We start from the raw sequence: 16544 nt of genomic DNA on the forward strand, positions 1-16544 counted from the left end.
TGTAGCCTGGGCGCATGCGCTTCGGCCGGCCTCTCCTTCTTAGCTGCCGCGACGAGTCCTCGTTCTAGGGCCTCCCTCGTCGCGGAGCTCGCGTTGGCCCGCCACCCCCGATGAGGAATAGCGAGACCACCATGGAGAACAACCAGAAGCCGTCGGCGATGCCGACGCACAAGTACCGGCCGTTCCACGAGCAGATCCGGGTCGACCTTCCCGACCGCACCTGGCCCTCACGCCGCATCGAGACCGCGCCCCGCTGGTGCGCCGTCGATCTGCGGGACGGCAATCAGGCGCTGATCGACCCGATGAGCCCGGAGCGCAAGCGCGTGATGTTCGAGCTGCTCGTGAAGATGGGTTACAAGGAGATCGAGGTCGGCTTCCCGAGTGCGAGCCAGACCGACTTCGACTTCGTCCGCCAGCTCATCGACGACGGCCTCATCCCCGACGACGTCACCATCCAGGTGCTGACCCAGGCGCGCGAGCACCTCATCAAGCGCACCTACGAGGCGATCGCCGGCGCGAAGCAGGCCATCGTGCACCTCTACAACTCCACGAGCGTGCTCCAGCGCGAGGTCGTCTTCCGCACCGACCGCCAGGGCATCATCGACATCGCGCTCGACGGCGCCCGGCTCTGCCGGCAGTACGAGAAGACGATCCCCGAGACAGCCGTCTACTACGAGTACTCGCCCGAGAGCTACACGGGCACCGAGCTCGAGTTCGCCGTGGACGTCTGCAACCAGGTCATCGAGGTGTTCGAGCCGACCCCCGAGCGCAAGGTCATCATCAACCTGCCTGCGACGGTCGAGATGGCGACCCCCAACGTCTACGCCGACTCGATCGAGTGGATGAGCAGGCACCTCGCGCACCGCGAGAACGTCATCCTGTCGCTTCACCCGCACAACGACCGCGGCACCGCCGTCGCCGCCGCGGAGCTCGGCTACATGGCCGGTGCCGACCGCATCGAGGGGTGCCTGTTCGGGAACGGCGAACGGACCGGCAACGTCGACCTCGTCGCTCTGGGGATCAACCTGTTCACTCAGGGGATCGATCCCGAGATCGACTTCAGCGACGTCGACGGCATCAAGCGCACCGTCGAGTACTGCAACCAGTTGCCGGTGCCCGAGCGCAGCCCGTGGGCCGGTGACCTCGTGTTCACCGCGTTCAGCGGATCGCACCAGGACGCCATCAAGAAGGGCTTCGAGGCCATGGCCGCGCGCGCCGCCGCCGAGGGCGTGTCGGTGGACGACATCGAGTGGGCGGTGCCCTACCTGCCCGTCGACCCCAAGGATCTCGGACGCTCGTACGAGGCGGTCATCCGCGTCAACTCGCAGTCGGGCAAGGGCGGAGTCGCATACCTGCTCAAGACCGATCACGCGTTGGATCTGCCCCGCAAGCTGCAGATCGAATTCTCCGGGGTCGTCCAGGAGAAGACGGACGCCGTCGGCGGCGAGGTCACGAGCGATCAGATCTGGTCGATCTTCGTCGACGAGTACCTTCCCGCCCCCGCGGCCGATGACAAGTGGGGCCGCTTCGAGCTGCTGGGAACCCGCACGCAGAGCGACATGTCGGGTGATGTCCGCCTCGACGTCACGCTGCGCGACGGCGACGAGCGCGACGATGTGTCGGGCACGGGGAACGGTCCGATCGCGGCGTTCCTGGCGGTTCTCCGCGAGCGCGGATTCGACATCGCGCTCTACGACTACGTCGAGCACACGCTGAGCAGCGGCGGTGACGCGCAGGCGGCCGCGTACGTCGAGCTGCAGGTGGACGATCAGCGCCTGTGGGGTGTGGGCATCGACGGAGACATCTCCACAGCGAGCCTGAAGGCCGTCGTCTCGTGCGTGAACCGGGCGATCCGCACCCGCGAACGCGCGGGCGAGCTCACCGCCGTGTGATGCCATGACCGTGACGAGGTGGGCGGCCGCGGTCGCCGGGACGGTCGTCACGGTCCTCCTCGCCGGCGGATGCGCCACGGTCGGCGCGCCCGGGTTCGCGAGCCCGAGCGCGCCGACCCCGTCCGCGGCGTCACCGACGGCGGCCTGCCCCGTCCAGGCGGGCGTCGAGCTCCCCGAGGACTGTGCACCGTACGATCCTGACGCGGCGATGGCGCTGAACGACGCGTACCGGCAGCGGATGCCGTCGTCGAACGCGTCGCCGGCGGCCACTGCCGTCCTCGTCGACGAGGTGCGTGCTCGTCTCGAAGACGCCCGCGCGGACGGGAGCTGGTCGGAGGAATCGGTGCGCGCCGTGCTCGAGAAGGCCGGTCTGAGCGACATCCAGACGCGCACCGGCGCCGGCGACGTGCTCTTCGGGGCCGTGCCGCCGGGCGGGGGATGCGTGTTCGGCGCGCTCGAGGAGCAGGCCGTCACCGTCGAGGCGGGCGGCTACATCCTCGACGGCGGCTGTCTGCCGGCTCAGTGAGAGGCCGCCGCCCGCGCGGGGAGGCGGACGCGCAGCGCCGCTCAGCGGATCGGCCACGACCCGTCGACATCGGCGTCGAGGCGCCCGATGCTCACGAAGTACTCGCTGAGGCTGTCGGCCTGCGCCCGTGCCCAGCCGATCTGACGGGTGTGCAGCTCGGCTGCCGTGAGCGGCATCCCGTCGGCGTAGCGCGCCGCGAGCGTCTGCGCGACACGACCCGCGGCGATGGCGTCGGCAGCGGCCTCATGCGCCGCCGCGTGGTCGACCGCGTAGTGCGCGGCGACGACCGAGAGCGTGCGCTTGCCGCGGCGATACCGGTCGTAGCGTCGGTCGATGACGAGCGGGTCGATCACGGGCCTCGGGACGAGGATCGGCTCGACACCGTGGCGGAGGGCCTCGTGCTTGAGCATGGAGAAGTCGAACGGTGCGTTGTAGGCGACGACGGGGATGCCGGCGTCGAAGAGCGCCGCGAGTGCTGCGACGACCTCGGCGACGACCTCGGTCGCGGGCCGGCCCTCGCGCTGCGCGTGTTCGGTGGTGATGCCGTGCACGGCGGTCGCCCCGGCGGGGATGTCGATGCCGGGGTCGGCGATCCAGCTGGCGGAGCGCACGGGACGCCCGGACTCGTCGAGAAGACCGACGTGCGCCGTCACGATCCGGTCGGAGACGACGTCGACGCCGGTGGTCTCGAGATCGAAGACGCCGATCGTACGAGTCCACTCCGGCGCGGCGCGTGGCCAGAGCTCCAGCTCGTCGGGCCCGGTGACGAGTCGAGGTGAGGAGTCCACATCCCGAGGCTAGGGCGGGTCGCCGACACGCGAGGAGCGGCGCGCCGCGTCCGTAGACTCGAGGAGTGACCTCCGCCTCGTCGCCGTACGCCGACCTCCTCTCGCGCATCCCGGTACGCCGACGCGAGGCCGGCGTGCTCGGCGGCACGACGGCGTACTGGGTGTACGGCGAGGACGATGCCGCCCACACCGTCCTCGCGGTGCACGGGTTCCGCGGCGAGCACCACGGACTCGAACCCGTCGTCGCCCACCTTCCCGGCGTCCGCGTGGTGATGCCCGACCTGCCCGGTTTCGGCGAGACACCCCCGCTGCCGGGACGGCGGCACGACCTCGCGGCGTACGCCGACTGGCTCATCGCGTTCGCCGCCGCCGCCGCGCCCGGGGCGGTCGTCATCGGCCACTCCTTCGGCTCGATCGTGGCATCGGCCGCCGTGGCGGGGGGACTGGCGACACCGCGACTGATCCTCATCAACCCGATCGGCGCCCCCGCTCTGGAAGGCCCGCGGGGAGTGTTCACCCGTCTCGCGATCTGGTACTACGACCTCGGTGCGCGCCTCCCGCGCCGTCTCGGCGAGGCGCTGCTGCGCAACCGCGTCATCGTGCGGGTCATGAGCCTGGCGATGGTCAAGACCCGTGACGCACCCCTGCGCCGCTTCGTCCATGCGCAACACGACGCCTACTTCTCGAGCTTCGCCGACCGCGACGTGCTGCGTGACGCGTTCGTGACCTCGGTGTCGAACGACGTGCGTGCGTTCGCGCCACGGATCGCGCAGCCGACCCTGCTGATCGCGGCGGTGCAGGACGACATCACCCCGATCGAGGCGGAGCGCCGCCTGGTCGAGCTCTTCGCCGACGCCGAACTGGTCGAGATCGATGGAGTCGGACACCTGATCCACTACGAGAAGCCGCTCGAGGCGGCATCCGCGATCAGGGGTTCTCTCGGGCCTTCCGCCGCCGGTACGCGTTGACGTTCATGCGGTTGCCGCAGTTCCCGGTGTCGCAGTAGCGCTTCGAGCCGTTCTTCGAGAAGTCGACGTACACCGCTGCACAGTCGTCGGCCGCACAGATGCGCACGCGATCGTAGGCGTCGGCGCGGATGACGTCGACGAAGGCCATCGCCGCCTCGACGAGGACCCGAGTGGCCAGCGGTGCGTCGTCGGGCGTGGCGTGGATGTGCCAGTCGTAGTCGTCGTGGATCACCAGCTGCGGCTGTGCGTCGCCGTCGCGCAGCATGGCGTTCACCCGAGCGACCGCGTCGTCGCGCCCGAGGTCCCAGAGCTCGCGGAGGCGAGGTCGGATGCGCCGCATGGCCTGCAGCTCGGCGTCGTCGCGGACGATCGCGCCGGTGAAGGCGAACTCCGCGAGGTACGCATCGAGGCCAGCGCTGTCGGTGAGAGTGTCCGCCGTGCCCGCGCCGGTGCGCGGGAGAGTGTTCACGAGGGCCGCCGCGGCCCGCAGCGACAGCTCCGTGTCATGGATGAAGACCATATTGACTCCTGACTCGTGCGAGCGTTACTGTCACGAGTGTAGATAACTTTCACCTGTGACATCCCCTACCTGTGACATCCGAGGTCGCACGATGACGAATCCCACGGCGCCGCTGCCCATCATCCCAGCCCCCGTCGCCGACATCCCCGCCGCGCCCGTGGGGCGCCGGCGCACACTGGGAATCGCGATGGCGCTGGCATCCGCGCTCGCGTTCTCCTCGAGCGGCCCGCTGGTCAAGCCGCTCCTCGAGGACGGCTGGTCGCTCGGCGCGGCGCTGCTGGTGCGCATCGGCACCGCCGCACTCGTCCTCTCGCCGTTCCTCGTCCGGGCGGTTCTGCGCGAGAAGCGCTTCCTGCAGCGCCACGGGGGCGCGCTGGTGGCGTTCGGGGTCATGCCCGTCGTGGGATGCCAGCTGTTCTATTTCTCGGCGATGCAGCGGATGCCGGTGGCCGTGGCGCTGCTGATCCAGTACCTCGCTCCGGTCATGCTGGTCATCTGGGTCTGGGCACGCACCCGCCGCCGCCCCTCGCATACCGTGCTCGCGGGATCCGTGGTGGCGATGGTCGGGCTCGTGCTCGTCGTCGACATCGTCGGCGCGCGGTTCGACTTCTGGGGCACGCTGCTGGCGCTGGGCGCCGCCGTGTGCACCTGCGTCTACTTCGTGATGGCCGAGCGCACGGGCGACACGTTGCCGCCGCTCGTGCTCGCGGCAGGCGGCATGGTGGTCGCCACGGTGTGCATCGCTCTGTTGCTGCTCACCGGAATCCTCCCGTTCTCGGCCGGGCCCGACCCCGCGGCCGTGCTCGGGATCCCGCTTCCCCCGCTCATCGTGCTGCTGTGGGTCGGCGCCACGACGGGCCTCGCCTACGCCCTGGGCGTCTGCGCCGTTCCCCGGACCGGGTCGCGGTTGGCCTCGTTCCTCGGACTGTCCGAGGTGCTGTTCGCGCTCGCCTTCGCCTGGCTGCTCCTCGCCGAGACGCCCGCCGGGGTGCAGTTCGTCGGCGGTGCGCTCATCCTCACCGGCGTCGTGCTCGTCCGTCTCGATGCCGACCGCGGATCACGCGTCAGGACGCGTCGCGTCCCTGCCGCAGCAGCGGCTTCACCCGCTGCGGGATCACCTCGTCCATGATGAGCGAGGTCTCGGTGCGCTCCACGCCGTCGATCGCCAGGATCTGCGCATCGATGGCGAACAGGTGCTGCGTGTCGCGCGCGACGACGCGCACCATCAGGTCGACCTGACCGCTGAGGCCCTGCGCCTGCAGCACCTCCGGGATCGTGGCGAGCTCGGCGGCGATGCGCGGCAGGTCCGGCTGGCGCAGGACGACGCTCACGAGCGCCTCGATCGGATAGCCCAGGGCGCGGGTCGAGATGGACCGCTCGTAGGAGAGGAACGCACCGCACTGCTCGAGCCTCGCCATCCGCGCCTGCACCGTGTTGCGCGACATCCGGAGGCGCTCCGACAACGCCACCACGGTGGCGCGGGGATCGTCGGCCAAGGCCTCGAGGAGCGCCAGATCGACCTGGTCGTTCGTTGCCATAATGCTGGACGATACACGGCCGCCGCGATCGGGCTGAGCATCCTGCGTCGTCACGACCCCCTGCGGACTCAGTCCGTCATGAGAGCCGGCGACTCCATGAGGCTCAGTCGCTCGCGCTCGAGCAGGAACGTATGCGTCGAGCCGTTGGCCAGGCGCACCCCCTGCGCCGGGAACGCGTCACCGGTGGCATGCCGGATCACCTCGCGGATGAGCGCGCCGTGCGCCACGACGATCAACGGGACCGACGCGGGTGCACGCAGCATCCGCGCATCGCGCGCCGCGCGGCGCAGGCCCCGGAGCGCGCGTTCGCGCACCGCCGGCCAGGCCTCCGCGCCCGGCACCTCGGCGAGGGCCCATTCGCCCCATCGGGCGTGGAACTCCTCGACTCCGACGCCCTCGGCCTCGCCGTAGCCCCGCTCGCGCAGCTCCGGGTAGGCGGGCGGGGCGGCGGCCGTGCCCAGCTCCGCGGCGATCAGCCGAGCCGTCTCGGCGGCGCGCACGAGATCGCTCGACGCGACGACTGCGCGGTCGGGCTGCGCGAGGGCCTGTCGGAGCCTCACCCCGACCTCCCGCGCTTGGCCCCGTCCGGTGTCGTTGAGGGGGATGTCGGTGGAACCCTGGATCCGGCGGTCGCGGTTCCAGTCGGTCTCACCGTGGCGTACGAGAATCAGGACGGTCACTCTCCGACCCTACGTGGCCGTGACGGCCCGATGTCAGCCGAGCGGCGGCAGACCCGATGCGAAGGCCCGGAGCACCTCGGAGGCGCCGCTGTCGATCTTGACGGTCGCCTTCGCATCCGACCGCGTGACGCCCCTGTTGACGATGACGACCGGCAGGCGCCGGCGGCGAGCCCGCTCCACGAGACGTACGCCGGAGTTCACGACGAGTGACGAGCCGGCGACCACGAGCGCGTCGCTCGATCGCACGAGCTGCTCCGCCTCGGCGAACTTCTCGCGCGGGACGAACTCGCCGAAGAACACCACGTCGGGCTTGAGCGTGCCGGCGCAGACCGAGCAGCGCGGCACCACGAACCCGTCGCTGGTCGACGGGAGCACGTCGCCGTCGGGACCGAGCTCGACGTTCTCGGGGACGCTGATCCACGGGTTGTCCGACTCGACGCGCTCGGCGAGGTCCCGACGGTCGAACACCTGGCCGCAGTGGAGGCAGAAGACCCGGCGCATCGTTCCGTGCAGCTCCACGACACGGCGGCTTCCGGCCCGCAGGTGCAGGCCGTCGACGTTCTGCGTCACCACACCCGAGACGAGCCCCGAATTCTCGAGGTCGGCGAGGGCGACGTGGCCGTCGTTGGGCCGCGCTGCGGCGAAGGCGCGCCATCCCAGGTGGCTGCCGACCCAGTAGCGACGCCGCGCGTCCTCGCTGGCGAGGAACTGCTGCGCGGTCATGGGTGTGCGCACCGGTGCACCCGCGCCGCGGTAGTCGGGGATGCCGGAGTCGGTCGAGACGCCGGCGCCGGTCAGCACCGCGATGCGCCGCCCCGAGAGGACGTCGATGGCGCGCTGCACCTCGTCGCCGGCGGGCGGAGCGAGGTCGGGAGGCGTCACCCTCCTACTCTACGAGCGTCCCGGGCGTCGATGTCGCCGTACGCCCAGGCGCATGCGTGCGAGAGTGGGGGGATGCCCGTGCTCCGCGTCGAGGATGCGTCCGACCCCCGCCTGTCCGACTATCGCGACCTCACCGACGTCGCGCTGCGGCGGGTGATCGAGCCCGCCGGCGGTCTGTACATCGCCGAGTCGGCCAAGGTGATCGCGCGGGCGCACCGCGCCGGGCACCGGGCACGGTCGTTCCTCGTGCAGGAGAAGTGGCTGAGCGAGGTCGAGGGACTCGCCGGCGAGGCACCGGTGTACGTCGTCTCGGACGCCGTCGCCGAATCGGTGACGGGTTACGCCGTCCATCGCGGGGCGCTTGCGGCGATGCACCGTCCGGCTCCGGCATCCCTCGCCGAGGTCGTCGCCGACGCGCGCCTCGTGCTGATCCTGGAGGACATCGTCGACCACACCAACGTGGGGGCGGCCTTCCGCGCGGCCGCCGGCCTCGGCGCCGACGCGGTGCTGGTGAGCGATCGTTGCGCCGATCCGCTGTACCGCCGAAGCGTGCGGGTCAGCATGGGGACCGTGTTCCAGGTGCCGTGGACGCGCCTGCCCGCCTGGCCGGATGCGGCACCGCTGCTGCGCGAGGCGGGACTGCACCTGGCGGCTCTCGCCCTCGCGGACGACGCGGTGCCGCTGGACGTCTTCGCGGCCGACCGACCCGAACGCGTCGCGCTGCTGATGGGAACCGAGGGCGACGGTCTGAGCCGGCGTGCTCTTGAGGCGGCCGACACGATCGTGACGATCCCCATGTCCGGGGGAGTGGACTCTCTCAACGTCGCCGCTGCGAGCGCCGTGGCGCTGTGGGCGCTGCGCTGATCAGTCCCGATCGTCGGAGCGTCTGAGGACGGGCAACGGCTCGGGCCGCTTGGCGGTGATGTGATCGCCCGAGGACTGGTGCCGGAGCCGACGCAGCACCCACGGCACGAAGTACTCCCGGGCCCAGACCAGGTCGTTCGTGCGTGCGGCGCGCCAGGTGAGGGGCGGCAGGGTGTCGGGCTGCATCGGCTGCAGGTCGTTGGGCACGTTCAAGGCTCGCAGCACCATGCGCGCGATCTCGTGGTGTCCGAGGGAGTTGTAGTGCAGGCGATCATCGTCGAAGAACCGCATGTCCTGCACCTCCTTCAAAGCCCACTGGTCGGCGACGATGGCGTCGTAGCGGTCGGCGATGGCGCGGATGTTCTCGTTGTAGATCGCCACCCGCCCTCGGATGCCGCGGAAGACCGGCGTGAAGTTCGTGTCGATCCCGGTGAAGAGCACGAGGGTCGCGCCCGTCGAGGACAGCCGCACGACCGCGTCCTCGAACTGCTGAGCGACGGCGTCGGGGTCGGAACCGGGCCGGATCACGTCGTTGCCGCCCGCCGAGAACGTCACGAGATCGGGCTTGAGCGCCAGCGCCGGCTCGATCTGATCGGCCACGATCTGACCGATGAGCTTGCCCCGCACAGCGAGGTTCGCGTACGCGAAGTCGGGCACCTGGGCGCTCAGCACCTCGGCCACGCGATCGGCCCAGCCGCGGTGACCACCGAGGCGGTTGGGCTCGGGGTCTCCGATGCCCTCGGTGAACGAGTCGCCGATGGCCACGAATCGGCGCCAGGGATGGGCCGTCTCGTTGGGCACGTAGGGCGTACGGCTCGCGTCCTGGGATGGCTCGTTGTTCCTCATGACCCTCCTGGCGACGTCGGTCCTTCCACGGTAGCCGCTCACGGCCGATCGTGTACCCGGGGTCGTTTAGGGTGGTCCATCGTGACAGAGGACCCGCAGGAGCACTTCGGAAGCTTCGCCGCCGAGCACCTGTCGCCCTCCTTCCCGCAGCGCGCGCCCTGGGGAACCGCGCAGCGGCTGCGCGCCTGGCAGGCCGAGGCACTGGACCAGTACTTCGGCGCCGACGGTCCGGAGGGTGTCGGTCGCGGGCCGCGCGACTTCCTCGCCGCCGCGACCCCCGGCGCCGGAAAGACGACCTTCGCCCTCCGACTCGCGTCCGAGCTGCTGCGCCGTGACGTGGTCGACCGCATCATCGTCGTCGCTCCCACCGAGCACCTGAAGACCCAGTGGGCCGACGCCGCCGGCCGTGTCGGCATCCGCCTCGACCCTCGCTTCAGCAACCGGCACGCCGTGCCCTCGCGGCAGTACCACGGCGTCGCCGTCACCTACGCGCAGGTGGCCGTGAAGGCCTCGGTGCACCAGCGCCTGACGATGGACGCGCGCACGCTCGTGATCCTCGACGAGGTGCACCACGGCGGCGACGCCCTCAGCTGGGGCGACGCGTTGCGCGAGGCGTACGGCCGCGCGACGCGGCGGCTGCTCCTGTCAGGCACGCCGTTCCGCAGCGACACCGCGCCGATCCCGTTCGTGGAGTACCACCCGAACGACAAGGGCATCCGCCTCTCGCGCACCGACTTCAACTACGGCTACGGACGGGCCCTGGCCGACGGGGTCGTCCGGCCGGTGCTGTTCCTCGTCTACGCGGGGCACATGAAGTGGCGCACCAAGACGGGCGACGAGTTCGAGGCGCACCTGGGCCAGGACAACACCAAGGACATCACCTCACAGGCCTGGCGGACCGCGCTGAACCCGGAGGGCGACTGGATCCCTGCCGTCCTGCGTTCCGCCGACCGTCGCCTGAGCGAGGTGCGACAGGACGTTCCGGATGCCGGTGGCCTGGTGATCGCGACCGATCAGACGGCGGCACGGGCCTATGCCGACATCCTGCGGAACATCACCGGGGAGGCCCCCACGGTCGTGCTCTCGGACGACAAGGCCGCCTCGGGCAACATCGAGATCTTCGCGCAGGCGACCACCCGGTGGATGGTCGCGGTGCGCATGGTGTCGGAGGGTGTCGACGTGCCGCGCCTCGCGGTCGGGGTGTACGCGACCTCATCGTCGACGCCGCTGTTCTTCGCGCAAGCCATCGGCCGCTTCGTGCGGGCGCGTCGACGGGGCGAGACGGCCAGCGTGTTCCTCCCCAACGTGCCGGTGCTCCTCGGACTCGCGGGAGAGATGGAGCGGCAGCGCGACCACGCGCTCGACCGCGAGGCGGGCGACGACGACGGTCTCGAAGACACACTGCTCGCCGAGGCCGAGAGCGAGGACAAGGCCTCCGACGCCCTGACCGAGGAGTTCAGCTACCAGGCGCTCGGCTCGGTCGCCCACTTCGACCGCGTGATGTTCGACGGCGCGGAGTTCGGGCAGCTCGCGGTGCCGGGAACCCCCGAGGAAGAGGAGTTCCTCGGCATCCCGGGGCTCCTCGAGCCCGAGCACGTCCACGAGCTGCTCATGCAGCGCCAGTCGCGGCAGACCCGCCACCGTCACACCCGCGAGGCGAGGGAGCAGACCGCCACCGCGTCCGGCGCAGACGAGGCACCCGAGACCACCCTTCCCGAGCCGCTTCATCGGTCGCTCAAGGAACAGCGACAGCTGTTGAACAGCCTGGTCGGGCTCTACGCGCGCCAGAGCGGCGAACCGCACGGTCAGATCCACGCGGAGCTCCGGCGCGTGTGCGGCGGACCCGCTGTCTCGCACGCGACGGTCGCACAGCTGCAGGCGCGCATCGCGGTGCTGCGCTCACGGGTCCGATCCTGAAGGCCGCGGGGCCGCGGGGCCGCGCCACGCCCGGGACGGCGGCGATTCTCGGCCGCGCCGCCGACGTGTTAGTGTTGATCCTCGGTTGGGAACAACCGCAAAAACACTGCGCGGGTGGCGGAATAGGTAGACGCGCTAGCTTGAGGTGCTAGTGCCCGTATAGGGCGTGGGGGTTCAAGTCCCCCCTCGCGCACAGTGGACAGAAGGGCCCCGGAGACGGGGCCCTTCGTCATTTCCGCGTGCGGTTCGCGACTACCGTTGAGAACATGTCCGAGTACGACGATCTGCCCGAGGTCGCCCGCGTCGCGCGCGACCTCATCCGCTTCGACACGACGAACTTCGGCGAGGGGCGGTCGCGCGGCGAGCGCGAGGCGGCCGAGTACGTCGGCGCCTATCTGGAGTCGCTGGGGCTGCGGCCCGAGTACTACGAGCCCATCCCGCGTCGCACCAACGTCTCGGTGCGGGTGCCCGGCCGCGACCGCACGAAGCCGGCCCTGGTGCTGCACGGCCACCTCGATGTCGTCCCCGCCGTGGCCGACGACTGGTCTGTCGATCCGTTCGCCGGCGTCGTGCGCGACGGGATGCTGTGGGGGCGGGGCGCTGTCGACATGAAGGACATGGACGCCATGATCCTCACCTCCGTCGCCGAGCTGCTCCGAGCGGGGGAGCAGCCCGAGCGCGATCTCATCGTGACGTTCTTCGCCGACGAGGAGAACGGCGGCGTCGAGGGCTCGCAGCTCGTGGTCCGCGACCGCCCCGAGTGGTTCGCCGGCGCCACGGAGGCGATCAGCGAGGTGGGCGGCTACTCCATCGGCGTCGGCGGGGGCCGCGCCTACCTGCTGCAGGTGGGCGAGAAGGCGCTCGTCTGGCTCCGACTCCATGCGACCGGACGCGCCGGGCACGGCAGCCGGTTGCATCCCGACAACGCGATCACACGCCTCGCCGAGGCCGTCGCAGAGCTCGGCCGCGCCCGCTGGCCCATCGAGCTGACCGCCACCACCCGGCGCCTGGTCGCCGACCTCGCCCGGCTGAGCGACCGCGACGCGTCGGACCCGGACGCCGTCGCTGACGCGACGGGCGCCACGTCGCCCTTCCTGGCCTCGACGTTCCGCACCACGGCGAACCCGACAGGGCTCACCGCCGGGTACAAGCACAACGTCATCCCCGACGCCGCTGCCGCCGCGATCGACGTCCGCACGCTCCCCGGTCAGGAGGACGCCGTGCTGGCGGAGATCCAGCGCATCGTTGGCGACGACATCCGCATCGAGATCGTCCACCGCGACATCGGACTCGAGGTCCCCTTCGAGGGAGCCCTGGTGGACGCGATGGTCGCCGCCCTCGGGCGTCATGATCCAGGCGTCCCGGTGCTGCCTTATCTGATGGGCGGCGGGACCGACAACAAGGCCCTCGCAGAGCTGGGCATCGCCGGATTCGGCTTCGCGCCGCTGCGCCTCCCGGCCGGGCTCGACTTCACCGGTATGTTCCACGGTGTCGACGAACGCGTCCCGATCGACGCGCTCGTCTTCGGGCAGCGTGTGCTCACCGATCTCATCCGCACGTACTGAAAGGCTGTCCATGCAGCTCCTCGAGGCCATCATCCTGGGCGTCATCCAGGGCCTGACCGAGTTCCTGCCGATCTCCTCCAGTGCGCACCTGCGCATCGTGGGCGAGTTCCTGCCGTCGGCGCAGGACCCGGGCGCGACCTTCACCGCGATCACCCAGATCGGCACCGAACTCGCGGTCCTGGTCTACTTCTGGAAGAAGATCACCCGCATCATCGGCCGGTGGTTCCGGTCGTTCACCGGGTCCGTTCCGCGGGACGACGCCGATGTGCGACTCGGCTGGATCGTCATCATCGGAACGCTTCCGATCGGCGTGCTCGGCTTCCTGTTCCAGGACGTCATCCGCGACACGTTCCGCAACCTCTGGCTGGTGGCGATCGTGCTGATCGTGTTCGGCGTCATCCTCGGCATCGCGGACGCCCTCGGTCGCCGCATCCGCACCGAGAAGGACCTCACGTACGGTCACGGGCTCTCACTCGGCTTCGCTCAGGCGCTGGCGCTCATCCCCGGCGTCTCGCGCTCGGGAGCGACGACGACGATGGGTCTCGCGCTCGGCTACACGCGGCCGGCGGCGGCCGAGGTCGCCTTCCTGCTCGCCGTTCCGGCGGTCTTCGGCAGTGGGCTCTACGAGCTGCTGCAGGCCATCCGCGAACCGGGCGCCTCGGTGTTCACGCTCGGCGAGACCGCTGTCGCCACGGTGGTCGCGTTCGGCGTCGGACTCGCGGTGATCGCGTTCCTCATGCAGTACCTCAAGCGCGGCAGCTTCCTGCCGTTCGTGCTCTACCGCGTGGTGCTCGGCGTCGTCCTGATCGTGCTGCTGTCGCTCGGCGTGCTGCAGGCCACCTGATCCCGGCTCCTCCCGGTTCGTGCCGACTCGCGCGGAGGGTGCGAACCGGGAGGCGTCAGCGGTGCGGCCCGCCGCGACCCGGGCCTCGGCCGTCGCCGTCGCCGCGGTGGCGGAGGTACTTCTCGAACTCCTGCGCGATCGCGTCGCCCGAGGCGTCGGGGGAGTCCCACGTGTCGCGAGTCTGCTCCAGCTGACGGATGTACTCCGTCATCTCCTCGTCGTCGGCGGCGGCGGCGTCGATCGTCGCCTCCCACGCGAGCGCGTCACCGGGGAGCGAGCCCCGGGCGACCTTGGCTCCGGTGATCGTCTCGAGCCGGTCGAGCAGAGCGAGTGTCGCCTTCGGCGAGGGGGAGTGGCCTGCGACGTAGTGGGGGACGCTCGCCCAGAGCGCGGCGGTGGGGATGCCCGCTTCCTCGGCGGCTGCGGCGATCACCGAGAGGATGCCGACGGGCCCTTCGTACGTCGAGCGCTCGAGTCCGAGCGCGGTGCGCAGCTCCTCGTTGTCGCTCCCGCTGAACACGGTGATCGGCCGGGTGTGCGGCACGTCGCTCATCATCGACCCCAGGGCGACGAGACCGGTGATGTCCTCGCGCAGCGCGGCATCGACCAGTTCCGCCGCGAAGGACTTCCACGCGCGCGCGGGTTCGGCTCCGCTGAGCACCCACAGGCGGGTGCCGCGCGCGGTGGCCTGCGGCCGCCAGATCGTCGCCTCGGGCCAGCGCAGCGAGCGCCGGCCGTCGGCATCGGCCTCGATATGGGGGCGCGTGTACATGTAGTCGAAGTACAGCTCCGGGTCCACGGAGTAGACGGACTCGTAGGGGCGTGACTCCCGCAGCTGCGTCGCGGCGGCCGTCGCGGCCTCGCCCGCGTCGTTCCACCCGTCGAAGGCGACCACGAGCACCCGTCGTCCGAGACTCTCCACCCGTGCTCCTTCCGTGAGGTTCTGGTCCACGATACGCCGCGGGGGTCCGCGCCGGGTCGGGGCACGCAGTGCCGGGACCTTCCGTCGGCGTCGGTAGCATGGTGCGGATGAGCTCTCCCTATCCCGCCGCCGTCCTGTGGGACATGGACGGCACCCTGGTCGACACCGAACCGTTCTGGATGGCCGCGGAGGGACCTCTCGTCGCGAGCTACGGCGGCACCTGGACGCACGAGCAGGCTCTCGGACTGGTCGGCATGGGCCTCGAGGATTCCGCCGGCATCCTGCAACGCGCCGGCGTTCGGATGCAGACGCAGGAGATCATCGACCACCTGACCGACACCGTCTCGGACCGTCTGCGGGCCGAGGGTGCGCCGTTCCGTCCCGGCGCTCGCGAACTGCTCTCCGAGCTGCGCGCAGCGGGGGTCAAGACGGCGCTGGTGACCATGTCGATGCGCCGCATGGCCGACACCGTCATCTCCGCCATCCCCTTCGACGCGTTCGACGTCGTCGTCGCGGGCGATGAGGTGTCGCGGCCCAAGCCGCATCCCGACCCGTACCTCCAGGCCAGCCGCGCCCTCGGCGTCGATATCGCCGACACCGTCGCCATCGAGGACTCCCCGAACGGTCTGCGCTCGGCGGTCGCCTCGGGCGCCGTCGCGCTCGGGGTCCCGCTCATGGTCCCGCTCGACGGCGTCGGCGCGCATGAGCTCTGGGATTCGCTCGCCGGCCGCACGGTCGCCGACCTCGCCGCCCTCCACGCCCGCCACAGACTCGGAGCCTCCGCATGACCGACGACCTCCAGCCGCGCGGCCCGTTCCGGTACGGCGACCGTGTGCAGCTGACCGGCCCCAAGGGGCGGATGCACACCATCACCCTGCGGGACGGGGGCGAGCTGCACACCCATCACGGTGTGCTCCGCCACGGGCTGCTGGTGGGTCAGCCCGACGGCTCGGTCGTCACGAACAGCGGTGGCCACGAGTATCTCGCCCTGCGTCCGCTGCTTCGCGACTTCGTCATGTCGATGCCGCGCGGTGCCGCCATCGTCTACCCCAAGGACGCCGCGCAGATCCTGGCTGCGGCCGACATCTTCCCCGGCGCCACCGTCGTCGAGGCGGGGGTCGGCTCCGGCGCGCTCTCGCTGTGGCTGCTGCGCGCGATCGGGGGCGAGGGCAGACTGCTCTCGTTCGAACGTCGGCCCGAGTTCGCCGAGGTCGCCGAGGCCAACGTGACGACGTTCACGGGGTCGCGTCCGGAGAACTGGGACGTCGTGGTCGGCGACCTCGTCGACAGCCTGCCCGACGCGGCGGCCCCCGGGAGCGTCGACCGGGTGGTGCTCGACATGCTGGCGCCGTGGGAGTGCATCGACGCCGTCGCCGACGCGCTCGTACCGGGCGGTGTGGTCCTCTGCTACATCGCCACCGCCACCCAGCTCAGCCGCGTCGCGGAGTACATCCGCGGCACGGGGCTGTTCACCGACCCCGACGCATCGGAGACGATGATCCGCGGCTGGCACGTCGAAGGCCTCGCCGTGCGGCCGGATCATCGGATGGTCGCGCACACGGGCTTCCTCGTCACGGCGCGTCGGCTCGCGCCGGGGGCGGTGCCGCCTGATGTCCGCAAGCGGGCGCTCAAGAAGCCGAGCTACGCCGACGTCGATGTCGACCTCTGGACGCCCGGAGCCGTCGGCGATCGCGAGATCACCGACAAGAACCTGCGCAAGCGGCTGCGAGAGGCGCAGCGCGCCGCCGACGGCGCCCGCACGGCCGCATCGGGCGACGACGAGTCCGCGTAG

General features: G+C 70.8%; 17 protein-coding genes and 1 tRNA gene. 11 read left to right on the plus strand and 7 right to left on the minus strand.

Annotated elements, in window-relative coordinates:
• The first annotated feature begins 131 nt into the window (after nt 1–131).
• Nucleotides 132–1892, plus strand: coding sequence for a 2-isopropylmalate synthase (leuA, locus tag HW566_RS00980; RefSeq protein WP_178009615.1), 1761 nt, complete (start codon nt 132–134; stop codon nt 1890–1892).
• Between the two features lie 4 nt (nt 1893–1896).
• Nucleotides 1897–2418: a hypothetical protein gene (locus HW566_RS00985; RefSeq protein WP_178009617.1), complete on the plus strand. Its 522-nt coding sequence runs from the start codon at nt 1897–1899 to the stop codon at nt 2416–2418.
• A gap of 41 nt (nt 2419–2459) precedes the next feature.
• On the opposite strand, the gene HW566_RS00990 is transcribed toward HW566_RS00985, so the two are convergent.
• Nucleotides 2460–3167: an exonuclease domain-containing protein gene (locus HW566_RS00990; RefSeq protein ID WP_256728981.1), complete on the minus strand. Its 708-nt coding sequence runs from the start codon at nt 3165–3167 to the stop codon at nt 2460–2462.
• 104 nt (nt 3168–3271) lie between these two features.
• On the opposite strand from HW566_RS00990, the gene HW566_RS00995 reads away from it, so the two are divergent.
• Nucleotides 3272–4174: an alpha/beta fold hydrolase gene (locus HW566_RS00995; RefSeq protein ID WP_256728802.1), complete on the plus strand. Its 903-nt coding sequence runs from the start codon at nt 3272–3274 to the stop codon at nt 4172–4174.
• Here HW566_RS00995 and HW566_RS01000 read toward each other — a convergent pair.
• Entirely contained in the window at nt 4134–4694 is a 561-nt protein-coding gene (locus HW566_RS01000) for a CGNR zinc finger domain-containing protein (RefSeq protein WP_178009619.1), read from the minus strand. The two genes, HW566_RS00995 and HW566_RS01000, sit on opposite strands and share 41 nt — an antisense overlap.
• 91 nt (nt 4695–4785) lie before the next feature.
• On the opposite strand from HW566_RS01000, the gene HW566_RS01005 reads away from it, so the two are divergent.
• Nucleotides 4786–5823 (plus strand): EamA family transporter, encoded by a 1038-nt coding sequence (locus tag HW566_RS01005; protein WP_178009621.1) that lies wholly within the window; start codon nt 4786–4788, stop codon nt 5821–5823.
• On the opposite strand, the gene HW566_RS01010 is transcribed toward HW566_RS01005, so the two are convergent.
• From HW566_RS01010 to HW566_RS01020, 3 genes are all read right to left on the minus strand, one after another.
• Nucleotides 5759–6232, minus strand: a complete 474-nt coding sequence (locus tag HW566_RS01010; RefSeq protein WP_178009622.1) for an Lrp/AsnC family transcriptional regulator — start codon at nt 6230–6232, stop codon at nt 5759–5761. The two genes, HW566_RS01005 and HW566_RS01010, sit on opposite strands and share 65 nt — an antisense overlap.
• Nucleotides 6233–6300: 68 nt before the next feature.
• The gene (locus HW566_RS01015) at nt 6301–6912 is read right to left on the minus strand and encodes a histidine phosphatase family protein (protein WP_178009624.1); all 612 of its coding nucleotides are present in this window, start codon (nt 6910–6912) and stop codon (nt 6301–6303) included.
• A gap of 33 nt (nt 6913–6945) precedes the next feature.
• Nucleotides 6946–7794 (minus strand): Sir2 family NAD-dependent protein deacetylase, encoded by an 849-nt coding sequence (locus HW566_RS01020; protein ID WP_178009626.1) that lies wholly within the window; start codon nt 7792–7794, stop codon nt 6946–6948.
• Nucleotides 7795–7866: 72 nt separating this feature from the next.
• Between HW566_RS01020 and HW566_RS01025 the strand changes: the two genes are divergently transcribed.
• Complete coding sequence (locus HW566_RS01025; RefSeq protein ID WP_178009628.1) at nt 7867–8658, plus strand: TrmH family RNA methyltransferase; 792 nt, start codon at nt 7867–7869, stop codon at nt 8656–8658.
• On the opposite strand, the gene HW566_RS01030 is transcribed toward HW566_RS01025, so the two are convergent.
• On the minus strand, nt 8659–9504 hold the full coding sequence (locus HW566_RS01030; RefSeq protein ID WP_178009630.1) for an SGNH/GDSL hydrolase family protein: 846 nt from the start codon (nt 9502–9504) through the stop codon (nt 8659–8661). It abuts the gene before it with no gap.
• Nucleotides 9505–9582: 78 nt separating this feature from the next.
• Between HW566_RS01030 and HW566_RS01035 the strand changes: the two genes are divergently transcribed.
• The 4 genes from HW566_RS01035 (at nt 9583) to HW566_RS01050 (ending at nt 13830) form a co-directional block, all read left to right on the plus strand.
• Nucleotides 9583–11421 (plus strand): DEAD/DEAH box helicase, encoded by a 1839-nt coding sequence (locus tag HW566_RS01035; protein ID WP_372955806.1) that lies wholly within the window; start codon nt 9583–9585, stop codon nt 11419–11421.
• A gap of 108 nt (nt 11422–11529) precedes the next feature.
• Nucleotides 11530–11614, plus strand: a tRNA-Leu gene (locus HW566_RS01040).
• A 73-nt stretch (nt 11615–11687) separates the two neighbouring features.
• The gene (locus HW566_RS01045; protein ID WP_178009634.1) at nt 11688–12986 is read left to right on the plus strand and encodes a M20/M25/M40 family metallo-hydrolase; all 1299 of its coding nucleotides are present in this window, start codon (nt 11688–11690) and stop codon (nt 12984–12986) included.
• A 10-nt stretch (nt 12987–12996) separates the two neighbouring features.
• Nucleotides 12997–13830 carry an undecaprenyl-diphosphate phosphatase gene (locus HW566_RS01050; RefSeq protein WP_178009636.1) on the plus strand — a complete coding sequence of 278 codons (834 nt, stop codon included), beginning with the start codon at nt 12997–12999 and terminating at the stop codon, nt 13828–13830.
• 55 nt (nt 13831–13885) lie between these two features.
• On the opposite strand, the gene HW566_RS01055 is transcribed toward HW566_RS01050, so the two are convergent.
• Entirely contained in the window at nt 13886–14752 is an 867-nt protein-coding gene (locus tag HW566_RS01055) for a PAC2 family protein (protein ID WP_178009638.1), read from the minus strand.
• A 107-nt stretch (nt 14753–14859) separates the two neighbouring features.
• Between HW566_RS01055 and HW566_RS01060 the strand changes: the two genes are divergently transcribed.
• Entirely contained in the window at nt 14860–15540 is a 681-nt protein-coding gene (locus HW566_RS01060; protein WP_178009640.1) for an HAD family hydrolase, read from the plus strand.
• Nucleotides 15537–16544 (plus strand): tRNA (adenine-N1)-methyltransferase, encoded by a 1008-nt coding sequence (locus tag HW566_RS01065; RefSeq protein WP_178009642.1) that lies wholly within the window; start codon nt 15537–15539, stop codon nt 16542–16544. The genes HW566_RS01060 and HW566_RS01065 overlap by 4 nt, the downstream gene beginning before the upstream one ends.

The sequence above is a fragment of the Microbacterium oleivorans genome, from assembly GCF_013389665.1.
GTDB classification, from domain to species: domain Bacteria; phylum Actinomycetota; class Actinomycetes; order Actinomycetales; family Microbacteriaceae; genus Microbacterium; species Microbacterium oleivorans_C.